Origin of the sequence: Micromonospora sp. NPDC049081, assembly GCF_040648835.1 — a bacterium.
Taxonomy (GTDB): domain Bacteria; phylum Actinomycetota; class Actinomycetes; order Mycobacteriales; family Micromonosporaceae; genus Micromonospora; species Micromonospora antibiotica.
Map to the genome: position 1 here is coordinate 99783 of NZ_JBEZEK010000017.1, position 13514 is coordinate 113296.

At 73.2% G+C, this 13514-nt stretch carries 15 protein-coding genes; 6 read left to right on the forward strand and 9 right to left on the reverse strand.

What is annotated here, in order from left to right; translation table 11 throughout:
- Nucleotides 1–233: 233 nt before the first annotated feature.
- Both AB0B63_RS22885 and dut read right to left on the reverse strand, forming a co-directional pair.
- On the reverse strand, nt 234–869 hold the full coding sequence (locus AB0B63_RS22885; protein WP_357021910.1) for a DUF3710 domain-containing protein: 636 nt from the start codon (nt 867–869) through the stop codon (nt 234–236).
- A gap of 25 nt (nt 870–894) precedes the next feature.
- On the reverse strand, nt 895–1425 hold the full coding sequence (gene dut / locus AB0B63_RS22890; protein ID WP_219470795.1) for a dUTP diphosphatase: 531 nt from the start codon (nt 1423–1425) through the stop codon (nt 895–897).
- A gap of 90 nt (nt 1426–1515) precedes the next feature.
- Between dut and AB0B63_RS22895 the strand changes: the two genes are divergently transcribed.
- Complete coding sequence (locus AB0B63_RS22895) at nt 1516–2010, forward strand: DUF3093 domain-containing protein (protein WP_208569583.1); 495 nt, start codon at nt 1516–1518, stop codon at nt 2008–2010.
- 127 nt (nt 2011–2137) lie between these two features.
- Here AB0B63_RS22895 and AB0B63_RS22900 read toward each other — a convergent pair whose 3' ends face one another.
- Entirely contained in the window at nt 2138–3007 is an 870-nt protein-coding gene (locus AB0B63_RS22900) for a hypothetical protein (protein ID WP_357021914.1), read from the reverse strand.
- A 131-nt stretch (nt 3008–3138) separates the two neighbouring features.
- Entirely contained in the window at nt 3139–3435 is a 297-nt protein-coding gene (locus AB0B63_RS22905) for a DUF4193 domain-containing protein (protein ID WP_067315205.1), read from the reverse strand.
- 436 nt (nt 3436–3871) lie between these two features.
- Here AB0B63_RS22905 and AB0B63_RS22910 point away from each other — a divergent pair, with 436 nt between their 5' ends.
- Entirely contained in the window at nt 3872–4387 is a 516-nt protein-coding gene (locus tag AB0B63_RS22910; RefSeq protein ID WP_208569585.1) for a LytR C-terminal domain-containing protein, read from the forward strand.
- Between the two features lie 159 nt (nt 4388–4546).
- On the opposite strand, the gene AB0B63_RS22915 is transcribed toward AB0B63_RS22910, so the two are convergent.
- Nucleotides 4547–5368, reverse strand: a complete 822-nt coding sequence (locus AB0B63_RS22915; protein ID WP_357021918.1) for an inositol monophosphatase family protein — start codon at nt 5366–5368, stop codon at nt 4547–4549.
- A 464-nt stretch (nt 5369–5832) separates the two neighbouring features.
- Here AB0B63_RS22915 and AB0B63_RS22920 point away from each other — a divergent pair, with 464 nt between their 5' ends.
- A complete protein-coding gene (locus AB0B63_RS22920; RefSeq protein WP_219468671.1) occupies nt 5833–7434 on the forward strand; it encodes an RNA polymerase sigma factor in 1602 nt (533 codons plus the stop codon).
- A gap of 248 nt (nt 7435–7682) precedes the next feature.
- On the forward strand, nt 7683–7916 hold the full coding sequence (locus AB0B63_RS22925) for a hypothetical protein (protein WP_088646450.1): 234 nt from the start codon (nt 7683–7685) through the stop codon (nt 7914–7916).
- Nucleotides 7917–8229: 313 nt separating this feature from the next.
- Here the strand turns inward: AB0B63_RS22925 and AB0B63_RS22930 are convergent, their stop codons facing one another.
- The 3 genes from AB0B63_RS22930 to AB0B63_RS22940 form a co-directional block, all read right to left on the reverse strand.
- On the reverse strand, nt 8230–9963 hold the full coding sequence (locus AB0B63_RS22930) for a DEAD/DEAH box helicase (RefSeq protein ID WP_208569540.1): 1734 nt from the start codon (nt 9961–9963) through the stop codon (nt 8230–8232).
- Nucleotides 9964–10169: 206 nt separating this feature from the next.
- On the reverse strand, nt 10170–10820 hold the full coding sequence (locus AB0B63_RS22935) for a trimeric intracellular cation channel family protein (RefSeq protein ID WP_208569541.1): 651 nt from the start codon (nt 10818–10820) through the stop codon (nt 10170–10172).
- Between the two features lie 42 nt (nt 10821–10862).
- The gene (locus AB0B63_RS22940) at nt 10863–11087 is read right to left on the reverse strand and encodes a DUF3039 domain-containing protein (protein WP_176739083.1); all 225 of its coding nucleotides are present in this window, start codon (nt 11085–11087) and stop codon (nt 10863–10865) included.
- Between the two features lie 84 nt (nt 11088–11171).
- On the opposite strand from AB0B63_RS22940, the gene AB0B63_RS22945 reads away from it, so the two are divergent.
- On the forward strand, nt 11172–12098 hold the full coding sequence (locus AB0B63_RS22945) for a pseudouridine-5'-phosphate glycosidase (protein ID WP_357021922.1): 927 nt from the start codon (nt 11172–11174) through the stop codon (nt 12096–12098).
- Complete coding sequence (locus AB0B63_RS22950; RefSeq protein ID WP_208569543.1) at nt 12095–13003, forward strand: PfkB family carbohydrate kinase; 909 nt, start codon at nt 12095–12097, stop codon at nt 13001–13003. The genes AB0B63_RS22945 and AB0B63_RS22950 overlap by 4 nt, the downstream gene beginning before the upstream one ends.
- A gap of 89 nt (nt 13004–13092) precedes the next feature.
- Here the strand turns inward: AB0B63_RS22950 and AB0B63_RS22955 are convergent, their stop codons facing one another.
- The gene (locus AB0B63_RS22955; protein WP_204923972.1) at nt 13093–13452 is read right to left on the reverse strand and encodes a DUF3099 domain-containing protein; all 360 of its coding nucleotides are present in this window, start codon (nt 13450–13452) and stop codon (nt 13093–13095) included.
- Nucleotides 13453–13514: the final 62 nt, after the last annotated feature.

Below are 13514 nucleotides of genomic sequence, written 5' to 3' on the forward strand. Positions count from 1 at the left end.
AGGTGGACCGGTCGGCACCGGCGCTGCCCCGACCCCGGGCGGGACCGTGCCGCCAGCGTACGCCGATCGGGCCCCGACGGCGTCGGTGCGGTGTGCCGGTCCCGGCCCGAACCCCGGGCCCCCCACCCGACCGAGGACCACCCGGTCGACGACGGCCCGGTCCGACGACGGACAGCGGTCCGGGCCGGGTGCGGCCACCCTCGGGTGACGGCCTCCGGCCCGGACGGGGTCGCTCAGCTCTCGCTCGGGGCCTCGGCGGCCTGGTCGGCCATCTCCCGGGGCAACCGCAGCGGCAGCGGCTCACGGACCGGCTTCGCCTCCTGCCCCCGGTCGACCACCAGGCCGTCCAGGCAGGTGGCGAGCGGGCCGGCCGCGGTCGGGTCGGTGGCGACCGCGCCCTGGTAGACACCCCGGACCATCCAGCGCGGCCCGTCGATGCCGACGAAACGCAGGTCGGTCGGCCCGTCCGGGGTACGCACCCGGGCGTGCAACTCGACGCCGTACTCGCCCCGGGTCTCCTGGACGGTGGCGCCGTCACCGGCCAGCGACTGCCGGATCTCCTCGCGCACCTCGTCCCAGATGCCCTCGGAGCGGGGCGCGGCGAAGACACCGAGCTGGAGGGCGTTGTCGCCGTTCACCAGCACGACCTGCTGGACGACGCCCTGCGGGTCGGCCTGCACCCGCACCTCGACCCCGGGCACCGCCGGGATGTGCAGGCTGCCCAGGTCGAGCCGCTGCACGTCGTCCGGTGCCTCGGCGAGGTCGTACGGGCCACGGGCCGGGCCCGCCGCCTCGTACGAGTCGAGGACGTCGGCCCGCTGGTCACGGGCGTGCCGCCCACCGTCGGCCCGCTTTCGGGAGAAGATCACTGCGCCCACCCTCCGCTGTTCGCACTCACCCTGCCACCTCTTCCGTCCGTTCGCCCGCCCGGTCGGCACCCTCGGGCCCGGCCGGGCCACCGGGCGGGGGCACGAGCCCGGCATGGCCGCCGGTCGACCCGTGCCCGCCGGTCCCCCGTCGGGACCCGGGCAGCACCGCCACCGGCTGGAAATCGGCCCGCTCCACCCGCTGGACAACGAGTTGCGCGATGCGATCGCCACGGGAGATCTTCGCCGGTGCGTCCCGATCGTGGTTGATCAGGTTGACCAGGATCTCACCCCGGTAGCCGGCGTCGACCGTACCGGGCGCGTTGAGCACCGTCACGCCGAGCCTGGCGGCCAGCCCGGAGCGCGGGTGGACCAGGCCGACGTAGCCCTCCGGCAGGGCCAGCGCCACGCCGGTGGGGACCAGGGCCCGGCCACCCGGGGGCAGCTCGACGTCCGCGGCGGCCACCAGGTCGGCGCCGGCGTCACCGGGATGGGCGTACGCGGGCAGCGGCAGCTCCGGGTCGAGCTGCCGTACGGGCACGGGTACGACGTGGGTCACGTTCTGCCTCTTCCGTCGGCGTTCACGGGGTGCCCCTGCCATCCTGCCGGGTCGACCGGCCGTCGTGTTCCGTACCCTTCGAGTGTGAGCCTGTCGCCTTCCCCGTCGTCGTCGACGCCGCGCGCCGCGGCCGCCCCGACGTACTCCGAGCGGCTCGGCCTGCCGTGGTGGTGCTGGCTGGCCGGGCTCGCCCTGGCCGGGTTCGCCGCCGCCGAGCTGTGGATGGGTGCCGGTGGGGTGCGGTCCTGGCTGCCGTTCGTGCTGCTGCTGCCGGCAGTCCTGGCCGGGCTGTGGTGGCTGGGCCGGGTCCGGGTCGCGGTCGACGGCGGTGAGCTGTGGGTCGACGACGCCCACCTGCCCGTGCGGTACGTCGCCGACGCCGTCGCGCTCGACGCCGAGGGCCGGCGCGAGGTACTCGGGGTGGGTGCGGACCCGCTGGCCTTCGTGGTGCAGCGACCGTGGATCGGCGGCGCGGTGCAGGTGGTGCTCGACGATCCGGCCGACCCGACCCCGTTCTGGGTGGTGAGTTCCCGCCGGCCGACCGAGCTGGCCGCCGCCCTGCTGGCCGCCCGCGACGCGGCCTGAACGCCCCCGCCGGCCCCGCCACTGCGCCGCTCCCGGCAGACCTTCCCGCCCGTGGTCAGGGTCGACCGCTCCTTCGCGGGCAGGGCCGACCGGGGCAGGGCAGTTCGGAGCGGGCGCAGCGGGCGGGTCAAGGCAGGGCGGGGCGCCCGCCGGGGGGCAGCTCCCGGCGCTGCTTGCTCAGGTCCCGCCGGAGCTGGTCGGCCAGGGAGCGGGTGGCCCGACGGTTGAGGTAGCTGGCGACGGCGGCCCCGGTGAGGAACGGGCCCAGCGTGGTCAGGTTGCGGCCGAAACGCTTGAGCAGGGTGTCCCGTAGTTCCTTGCGGGCGGCGGTACCGAGCACGGCACCCACCCCGGCGCCCGGCACCATCGGGTTGATTCCCCGCTGGCTGGCCCACGACTGGAGCAGGGCGACGGTCCTGGGGGTCGTGCCGGTGGGCAGCGGCGCCCCGTAGATCTCGTGCAGCTCGCCGATCAGCTTCAGCTCGATCGACACCACGGCCACCGTCTCGGCGGCGAGCAGCACCGGCGCGGAGAGCAGGGTCGGCGCGACGGCCCACTCGACCGCGGCGACGCCGCCGCCGGCCGCACCCACCCCGGCGGTGGCCCGGGCGGCGTTGCGGACGAGCCGGTCGGCGAGCGCCTCGTCGTCCAGACCGGGGAAGTGCCGTCGCAGGGTGGCCAGGTCCCGGACCGGGACGTGCGGCGCGACGTCGGCGACCGTGTCGGCCATCCAACGCAGTGCCGACCGCGGCTTGAACAGGTCGCCCAGCCCTCGACCACGGGTCTGCCCGACCAGTCGGGTGAGCAGTTGCCGGCGGCGGGCGGGCGCGATGTCGTCGGCGGTCAGCGCCGCCACCGTCGCGCCCAACTCGTCGCCGGGCCGGGCAGCCGGGTCGGCCCCGGCGGTCCGGTCCTCGGGTACGGCGACGGGCGGCCCGGCGTCGGACAGCGACCCGTCCGGGTCGGACTCGCCATGCCGCTCGCCGTGCTCGTTCATCTGCCTGCCCTCCCGAGGTCCCACCGGTTCCGGTGGACGCCGGTACGAGTCAAGCAGCAACCCGCCGTGTGCGCACGGCGGCTCGGGCAGCGGCGGCCCCGCGAGGAGGCCGCCGCCGGTGGGGTGGGTACTCAGACGCACTCACGGCAGATCAGGTCGCCGTTGCGCTCGACTGCCAACTGGCTGCGGTGATGCACCAGGAAGCAGCGCCCACATCGGAACTCGTCCTGCTGCATCGGGAGGACCTTCACGGTCAGCTCCTCGTCGGCCAGGTCGGCGCCGGGCAGCTCAAAGCTCTCGGCCACCTCGGCCTCGTCGACGTCCACGGCACCCGACTGTGAGTCGACCCGCCGGGCCTTGAGCTCTTCCAGGCTGTCCTCGCCGAGGTCGACCTCGTCGCGACGCGGGGCGTCGTAGTCGGTGGCCATCGGTTTCACTCTCCCATATCGATGTTGTCGCTTCCGGTTGTAACGCCGGGCGACGCTGTTTCGGTTCCCACTGGCCGGCCACCAATGTGTGTCGGTCGCCCCACCCGACGGCCTCTGGATCGAGGTCTCCGGGGCAAGCACCGACGAGCGCGGTACCTTACCCCCTCCCAGGCGAGGCATGTATACCGCCCTCGCGGCAGAGATGTACGCCCCAGGGACCCAAGATGTTCCCAATGTGACTCAGGCGACACGAAGATAGGGGTAGTAGTACCCCGTTCCCGGTTGGCGCGCCGGCATGTCGGACTGTTTCCACGCGACTGCCGGACAACCGTTAACCTCAGCGGCGTACTCGACGGCCGACGACACCGCCCGCCGACGGCGTCCGCCGCCACCACCACCTCACTGTCCGGGGAGCGCCCAGATGAGTTTTGCGCGAGTGCGAGCACTCGTTGTCGTCGGACTGCTGGCGGCCGTCGCCCTGGTCTTCGTCGTCGTCGCCGTGGTCCGCGACACCCAGGGCAGCGGGGCCAACGCCAGGGGATGCCCCGAGGGCTGGCCGCTGGCCGACCTGTCCCTGCGCACCTACCAGGATGTCAAGATCAACATCTTGAACGGCACCGGCGAGCCGGGCCTGGCCAGCAGCGTGGGCGACGACTTCCGGAACCGGAAGTTCCAGGTCAAGAAGGAGGGCAACGCCGCGCACTTCGACGGCGTCGCGCTGCTGCGCTTCGGCCCCAAGGGTGTCGGCTCCGCGCACCTGCTGCGCGCCTTCTTCCTCGACAACGCCGAACGCGACTACGACGCGAAGCGCCAGGACGACACGGTCGACGTGGTGCTGGGCGACGGCTTCCAGCAGCTGGCCACCACCACCGAGGTCAACCAGTCCCTCGGCGACCTGGGCGCGCCGACCGCGCCGGAGGGCTCCTGCCCGATGCCGGTCGAGAACAAGTAACCGACCACCGGTCAGCGACAGGTGACCACCCGGCGGTCGGGGCCGACCGGTGGTCGGGGACAAGTAACCGACCACCGGTCGAGAACGAGTAACCGACCACTGGTCGAGAACAGGTAACCGATCCCGGTCGGGGACGACCGGCCGCCGGGCCGGCGGGGGTCAGGGGCCGCCGGAGGCGTCCAGGGCGGCCAACCGGGTGTGCAGGGGCGCGAACAGCGCCGGTGGGGCCGCGATGACGAGGTCGGGGCCGGCGGGCCGGCCGTTCAGCCCGGTCACCCGCAGCCCGGCCTCTGCGGCGACCAGTCCCCCGGCGGCCAGGTCCCAGGCGGCCAGCCCCTTCTCGAAGTAGGCGTCCACCCGCCCCTCGGCGGCCAGGCAGAGATCCAGTGCCGCCGCCCCCATCCGCCGGATGTCCCGGACCTCCCCGATCAGCGCGGCGACCACCCGGGCCTGGTGCCGGCGGCGACCGGCGTCGTAGCCGAACCCGGTGGCGACCAGCGCCTGCCCCAGGTCGGTCTCGGTGGAGCACCGCAGCCGGGTGCCGTCCCGCCAGGCGCCGCCCCCCGCGGTGGCGGTCCACTCCTCGCCGGTCGACACGTTGCGGACCACCCCGGCGACGACCTCGCCGTCCACCTCGGCGGCGAGCGACACCGCGCAGTACGGCAGCCCGTAGAGGTAGTTCACCGTGCCGTCGATCGGGTCGACGATCCAGCGCACCCCACCCGCCCCGACCGCACCGGCCGGCACCCCGCCGTACTCCTCGCCGAGCACCGCGTCGTCCGGCCGGGCCGCGCGCAGGGCGTCGCGGACCTGCTGCTCCACCGCCCGGTCGGCGGCGGTGACCACGTCGGTGACGGTGCTCTTGGTGGCCGCGACCGAGACCCCCTCGACCCGCATCCGGGCGGCGGTCGTGGCGGCGTCCCGGGCCACCGGGATCGCGATCTCGAGGAGATCCTGCGGTGTGGGTGTCGAACCGGTCATCGAAACTGCCCCTCTCGCGCCGCCCTGCGGCACCGGACGTACCAACCGGGCCCCCACGGCCGGGGACCCACCGGCCGCCGCGCCTGCCGTCCGGTGCGACACGCGCGCCCCACCCCGCATCGTCGATCTCCTCCGGACAGCATAGGCAGCCCGCGTCACGCCCGGACCCCGCCGGTGTGGCAGCAGGTCCGGGCCCCGATCGACGGCCCGTCCGACCCGGGCCGAGCGGGTGGCCACAAAGTCGACATCCGGGCCGAACCGGCGGTACAGACGGCCGGTTGCCGTGCGCCGCAGGATGATCGCGGCAACCGGGGTTACAATTCACCCTGCCCACGCGCCACGGACCGCAGCCGCACAGCCGGCCCGGGACACGGGGGTCACTCAACGACATCGCACGGCACGGCACGCCACGCTGCGCCGGACGACCCCGGCCGTGCTCGCTCTTCGCCTCCGGAAGGTCATTCGTGACAGAACCCCGCCAGCCCGGCGCCGACGTTCGCTCGCTCACCGACACCCTGATCGCCCACGCCCAGAGCGCCGGTGGTCAGCTGACGTCGGCCCAGCTCGCGCGCACCGTCGAGTCCGCCGAGGTGACCCCGGCCCAGGCCAAGAAGATCCTGCGGGCGCTCTCCGAGGCGGGCGTGACCGTGGTGGTCGACGGCTCCGCCAGCACCCGCCCCCGTCGGGTGGCCGCCGCCCGGTCGGCCACCCCGGCCTCGCGCGCCACCACCGCCAAGACCACCAAGAAGGCCGTCGCGCCGGCTCCGAAGCAGGCGCCCGCCGCCGACGAGGCCACCGCGCCCACCCCGCGCAAGGTGGCCCCCCGCAAGGCGGCCACCACGGCGGGGGTGGCCGCCAAGGCCGCCGCGCCGGCCGCCAAGGCGACCAAGTCCACCCGGGCCACCAAGGCCACGGTGGCCGCCGCCGGTGCCGGCAAGGTCGCCACCAAGGGCGAGGGCGCCGAGGGTGAGATCGATCCCGAGCAGTTGGCCGCCGAGATCGAGGACGTGGTGGTCGAGGAGCCGGCCGAGCTGACCCGGGCCGCCGAGACCGATGCCGCCGCCTCCGCCACCGACAACGACTTCGAGTGGGACGACGAGGAGTCCGAGGCGCTCAAGCAGGCGCGGCGGGACGCGGAACTCACCGCCTCCGCCGACTCCGTCCGGGCGTACCTCAAGCAGATCGGCAAGGTTCCGCTGCTCAACGCCGAGCAGGAGGTCGAGCTGGCCAAGCGGATCGAGGCCGGGCTCTACGCCGCCGAGCGGCTGCGCGCCGCCGACGACGGCGAGGAGAAGCTCACCCGCGACATGCAGCGCGACCTGCTGTGGATCTCCCGGGACGGCGAGCGCGCCAAGAACCACCTGCTGGAGGCGAACCTCCGGCTGGTCGTCTCGCTGGCCAAGCGCTACACCGGGCGGGGGATGGCCTTCCTCGACCTGATCCAGGAGGGCAACCTCGGCCTGATCCGCGCGGTCGAGAAGTTCGACTACACCAAGGGCTACAAGTTCTCCACGTATGCCACCTGGTGGATCCGGCAGGCGATCACCCGGGCGATGGCCGACCAGGCCCGCACCATCCGCATCCCGGTGCACATGGTCGAGGTGATCAACAAGCTCGGCCGGATCCAACGCGAGCTGCTCCAGGACCTGGGTCGCGAGCCCACCCCGGAGGAGCTGGCCAAGGAGATGGACATCACACCCGAGAAGGTGCTGGAGATCCAGCAGTACGCTCGGGAGCCGATCTCGCTCGACCAGACCATCGGTGACGAGGGCGACAGCCAGCTCGGTGACTTCATCGAGGACTCGGAGGCCGTGGTCGCCGTCGACGCCGTCTCGTTCTCGCTGTTGCAGGACCAGCTCCAGCAGGTCCTGCAGACGCTCTCCGAGCGCGAGGCGGGGGTGGTACGGCTGCGCTTCGGCCTGACCGACGGCCAGCCGCGTACCCTCGACGAGATCGGCCAGGTCTACGGGGTGACCCGGGAACGGATCCGGCAGATCGAGTCCAAGACGATGTCCAAGCTCCGGCACCCGTCGCGCTCCCAGGTGCTCCGGGACTACCTGGACTGAGCCGTTCACGTCAACCCGTCGTGTCGGATTGATCACCAGGCGTAGAACATGCGAAGGTGACCGGTCCAACACGCGTTTGTGATCGTTGACGTGGCACCCTGGTAGCACGGCACACTGTCCTTCCCGTCAGGTGTGACCTCGGTCCCCCGCGGGCACACTGGGAAGGCGGGGCCCGGTAAGGGTGTTGCACGATGAGTGAGCAACGACCGAAGAGAGTGTTCATCGGTGACGACCAGAGGAGGAAGGCGATGACCCCGACCCTCACGCCGCCGCCCGAAACGGTGGCTCCCCCAGCCGCCGATGAACGGTGCGACCGCTGCAATGCTGCCGGCAAGCTCCGTATCACTCTGGCGGGTGGGAGCGAGTTGGTGTTCTGTGGGCACCACGCGAACAAGTACGCCGAGGATCTCGTGAAGATCACGGTGAAGTTCGCGACGGACCCGGAGTTCAGCTGGCGAGGCGCCGATCTGATGGCGAACTGACCCGGTAACCCCTACGACGACATAGCTGGGCGGGAGCACCCTCAGGGTGCTCCCGCCCAGCTTTTCGCTACCCCCCTACCCGCCCACCCCACTACCCACCCCGCCCCCTCCCGCCACCAGTCCCGCTCCCCCGTAACCCGGCCGCCGCCCCCGGTGATCAAGAGGTTTCGGTCACCGAAGCGCCCGTTCCTGACCCAAACCTCTTGATCACCGGGGAGACCACGGGACGGGACCACCGGGGAGACCACGGGACGGGGGGAACGGGACCACCGGGAAGACCCGGGGACGGGGGGAGCGGGGCAGTGAGGGTGGGTTAGAGGGTTTGGAGGGTGGCTATGCGTTCTTCGAGTTGTTCGATGGTGGCCTGGGCGCTGGGGGGGCCGCCGCAGAGTCGGCGGAGTTCCGCGTGGATCTTGCCGTGGGGCAGGCCGGTGCGGTGGTGCCGGGCGGCCACCAGGGCGTTCAGTTGACGCCGTAACGCCACGCGGCGCTGGGCGGCACTCAGGGGTACCACGGGGGCGGCGGGGGGCGCAGCGGCCGGCTCAGCGGCCCGGGTGGCTGCCCGGCGGCGCTGCGCGGCGAGCTGGTCGGCCTGGCGTTTGGTCAGCAGCTGCGACACCTGGTCGGCGGTGAGCAGGCCGGGCAGCCCCAGGTATTCCTCCTCCTCGGGGGTGCCGGCCTGGGCGGCGGTACCGAAGGACGCCCCGTCGAAGATCACCTGGTCCAGTTCGGCGGTCGCGGACAGCGCGGTGAACCGCTTCTCCAGTTCGCCGCTGGCCTGGTCGTCGCGCTGGGCGCGCTCCAGCAGCTCGTCGTCGAAGCCCTCCCGGTCCTTGGGCTTGCCGAGCACGTGGTCCCGCTCGACCTCCATCTCGCTGGCCAGGCCCAGCAGGTGCGGCACGCTCGGCACGAACACCGAGGCCGTCTCGCCGGAGCGACGGGCCCGGACGAACCGGCCGATGGCCTGGGCGAAGTAGAGCGGGGTGCTGGCGCTGGTGGCGTACACCCCGACGGCCAGCCGGGGGATGTCGACGCCCTCGGAGACCATCCGGACCGCCACCAGCCACCGTTGGGTGGACGCCGCGAACGACGCGATCCGCGCGGACGCCCCCTGGTCGTCGGAGAGGACCACGGTGGCCTTCTCCCCGGTCACCTGCTCGATCAGCTTGGCGTATGAACGGGCGGTCTGCTGGTCGCTGGCGATGATCAGGCCACCGGCGTCGGCCATCCCGGCGTTACGCAGCACGGTCAGCCGGGCGTCGGCCGCCCGCAGCACCTGCGGCATCCAGTCCCCGGCCGGGTCGAGGGCGGTCCGCCAGGCCTGGGCGATCAGGTCCTGGGTCATCGGCTCACCGAGCCGCGCCGCCAACTCGTCGCCGGCGTTGGTGCGCCACCGGGTCTCCCCCGAGTACGCCAGGAACAGCACCGGGCGTACGACGCCGTCGCGCAGCGCGTCGGCGTAGCCGTAGACCGAGTCGGCGCGGGACCGCAGCAGCCCGTCACCGCCGCGCTCGTAGCTGACGAACGGGATCGGGTTGTCGTCGGAGCGGAACGGCGTACCGGTGAGCATCAGCCGGCGTACGGCGGGTTCGAAGGCGTTCTTGACCCCGTCGCCCCAGGAGCGGGAGTCCCCGGCGTGGTGGATCTCGTCGAGGATGACCAGGGTGCGGCGGGTCATGGTGCGCCGCCGGTGCACCTGCGGGGCCATCCCGACCTGGGCGTAGGTGACGACCGCGCCGTGGAAGTCGGCGGCGGAGTGCAGGTCGGCGTTGCGGAACGCGGAGTCGAGCTGGATGCCGACCCGGGCGGCGGCCTGCGCCCACTGGGTCTTGAGGTGCTCGGTCGGGGCGACCACGGTGACCGCCTCGACGGTGCCGTCGACCAGCAGCTCGGCGGCGATCCGCAGGGCGAAGGTGGTCTTGCCGGCGCCGGGGGTGGCGACCGCGGTGAAGTCGTCGGTACGACGGCGCAGGTATTCCACCATCGCCTTGCGCTGCCAGGCACGCAGGGGTGGGAACGTCTCCAACGCCGGCAACCGGGGTGCCACCCGAGGCTCCTCTCCGACCGCACGAGGCGGATCCGGGCCGAGGGCCACGGTTCCGCCGCCCATGAAAACGCCTCCGCGCAGGGCCTGCCGCGAAGGCCGGCCCAGCATAACCAGCCGGGCCCGGCAACCCCAGCCGACACCACGCCCGCCGCCCCGACCAGCGCCGTCGCGAGAAGTGGGGCACGGGGCGGGGTGGGCGAGGTGGATCAGAAGCCGGGGTGGCCGGGCCCGGTCTGCGGGGGGCGCATGGTGGCAACCGGGGCCGACCACCGCCGGCGCAGCGCCACCAGGCGCAGGACGAAGACCAGCAGTGCCGCCGCGGTCAGCCCGCCCACCCCGGCGTACCCGAGCGCCGCCAGCAGCACCACCATGATCGATCCGGCGAGCGCGGCGACGGCGTAGATCTCCCGACGCAGCACCACCGGGATCTCGGCGGTGAGCAGGTCCCGGCCCAGCCCTCCGCCGATCGCGGTGAGCATGCCGATCACCACCGCGCCGACCGCCGGGACCCGGGCGTCGAGCGCCTTGAGTGTGCCGGTGACGGTGAACAGGCCCAGACCGGCGGCGTCGAGCACCAGCACGCTGGTGCGCAGCCGGGCGAACTGCGGGTGCAGCCAGAACACGGCGGTGGCGCTGACCGCGGCGGTGGCGGCGTAGCGCCAGTCGGCGAAGGCCAGCGGCGGGACCTCGTCGATGACCAGGTCACGGAAGATCCCACCGCCGAGCGCGGCGACGAACCCGACGAAGACGACGCCGAACAGGTCGAGCCGCTTGGCCACCGCCGCGGAGGCGCCGGAGGCGGCGAAGACGGCCACCCCGGTCAGGTCGGCCAGGAGCAGCGCGGTGGAGGTGGTCACACCGCCGAAGGGTACGGGTGCGGCCCGCCGGACCGCCCCGGATCACTCACGGTACGAGTCGTAGATCTCCTTGCACTTGGGGCAGACCGGCGAGCCGGGCTTGGCGGCCTTGGTCACCGGGAACGTCTCGCCGCAGAGCGCCACCACGTAGGTGCCCATCACGGCACTCTCGGCGATCTTCTCCTTGCGTACGTAATGGAACATCTCGGGACCGGTGTCGGCGTCCTTCAACTCGGGACGCTCAAGAACCTCTGTACTCACAGTCACACCTCCAACTGCACAAGTTTGGCAGGTCGACCGGGTCCGGTCCACCGCAGCCCACCCCGTCGGCGGCCAGTTACGGTAGCTGACGTGACCACTTTTCACCTCCGACCCGGAACCGAGGTCGCCGAAGCCCTGCGTGACGGCCGTCCCGTCGTCGCCCTGGAGAGCACCATCGTCTCGCACGGTCTGCCCCGACCGGACAACCTGCGGGTCGCCCGGGAGATCGAGCAGACCGTCCGCGCCGCCGGTGCCGTGCCCGCCACCATCGGTATGGTCGGCGGCGAACTCGTCGTCGGCCTCGACGACGCCCAACTGACCCGCCTCGCCACCGTCGACGGTGTGGCCAAGCTCTCCGTCCGCGACCTCGCCGTGGCCGCGGCCACCGGCGCGGACGGCGCCACCACCGTGGCCGCCACCAGCGCGGTGGCCGCCGCCGCGGGGATCGGGGTCTTCGCCACCGGCGGCCTGGGCGGGGTGCACCGGGAGGCCGCGCAGACCTTCGACGAGTCGGCCGACCTGGTCACCCTGGCCCGTACCCCGATCGCGGTGGTCTGCGCCGGGGTCAAGTCGATCCTCGACGTCGGGGCCACCCTGGAGCGGTTGGAGACCCTCGGCGTCGGGGTGGTCGGCTACCGCACCCGGCGTTTCCCCGGCTTCTACCTGACCGACTCCGGGTTCGACCTGGACTGGTCGGTGGACTCCCCCGAGCAGGTCGCCGCGGTGCTCGTCGCCCGCGAGCAGCACGGGGTGCACGGTGGCGGCCTGATCGTCGCCAACCCGCTCCCGGTCGACGAGCAGCTCGACCCGGCGCTGCACGACCGCACCCTCACCGAGGGGCTGGCCCGGCTGGGCCGCGACGGCGTCACCGGCAAGGCGGTCACCCCGTTCCTGCTGGCCCACTTCCACTCGGCCACCGAGGGCGCGAGCCTGGCGGTCAACGTCCGGATCATCCTGCGCAACGCCGACCTGGCGGCGCGGATCGCGGTCGCGGCGGCCGGACACCCCGCCGCATGACCGCTCCCGGTCGGATCGTGGTGGTCGGCGACCTGATCACCGACGTGGTCGCCGTGCTGGCCGGAGCCCTGGCCACCGGTTCGGACACCCCGGCCACCATCAAGGTCACCGGGGGTGGTCAGGCGGCCAACACCGCCGCCTGGATCGCCGCCCAGCACGCACCGGTGACGCTGGTCGGCGCGGTCGGCGACGACGGCGCCGGTCGGGACCGGGTGGCCGAGCTGGAACGGGCCGGGGTGGACTGCGCGGTCGAGGTGCATCCGCAGGCCACCACCGGGACGGTGATCGTGCTGGCCACCGCCGACGAGCGGACCATGGTCACCGAGCGGGGGGCGAACCTGCGGTTGAGCCCCGAGCACGTCGACCGGGCCCTGGCGGCGGTGCCCGACGCGACCCACCTGCACCTGTCCGCGTACTGCCTGCTGGATGCCGGGTCGCGACCGGCCGGGCTGCGCGCGTTGGCCGCCGCCCGCGAGCGTGGGCTGACCACCAGCGTCGACGCCGCCTCCGCCGCGCCGCTGCGGCGGATCGGCGCGGCGGCTTTCCTGTCCTGGGTACGCGACGTCGACCTGCTGTTGGTCAACGCGGACGAGGCGGGGGTGCTGGCCGGCGGGCTGGACCCGGCGGCCCAGGCGCGCGCGTTGTCGGCGGCGGCCCGTCGGGTGGTGGTCAAACGCGGCGGCGCGGGGGCGATCTGGGTGGACCGGCGGGCCACCGTCGGGGTGACCCCGTCGCTGCGGGTCGCCGTGGTGGACGTCACCGGGGCCGGGGACGCCTTCGCGGCCGGCCTGCTCACCGCGTGGATCACCGGTGCGACCCCGAGGGCCGCGTTGACCCGGGCCGCCGACCTGGGTGCCCTGGCGGTCTCGATGGTGGGGGCCCGACCGGAGGCGACCGGCGGGTGACACCGGGCCGGAGGCGACCGGCGGGTGACACCGGGCCGGCGGCGACCGGCGGGTGACAGGGCCGGCTACGCCCGCACCGGCCGGGCCCGTCAGGGTTCGGCGTCGATGATCCGGTGCGGGCGTTCCTCGGCGGTGAGGCTCATCGGCGGGGTCTCGTCGCGGTGGCGGGGCTGGAACCTGGTGGCGAGGCGGTGTTGCTCCTTGGGCGGCCGGTCGTTGGCGAGCAGCACCGCCAGCCAGGGGATGAGGATCATGCCCAGCGCCACCAGGGGCAGCCAGAGCCAGAGCAGCGGGGCCTTGGTACCGACCAGGACCGCTCCGGCGATCACGCAGGCCACCCGGATGCCCATCATCAGCACGTACCGCTTCTGTCGGCTGGTGAGTTGGTCGTCCTGGCTGCGCGAGGCGTCGGTGATCAGAATCGGCTGGTACGCCTGACGCTTCACCATGGACCTCCTGAGGGGATTGCCCCCATCCTGTCACCGCACCACCTTGATCAGCGAAAATCGGC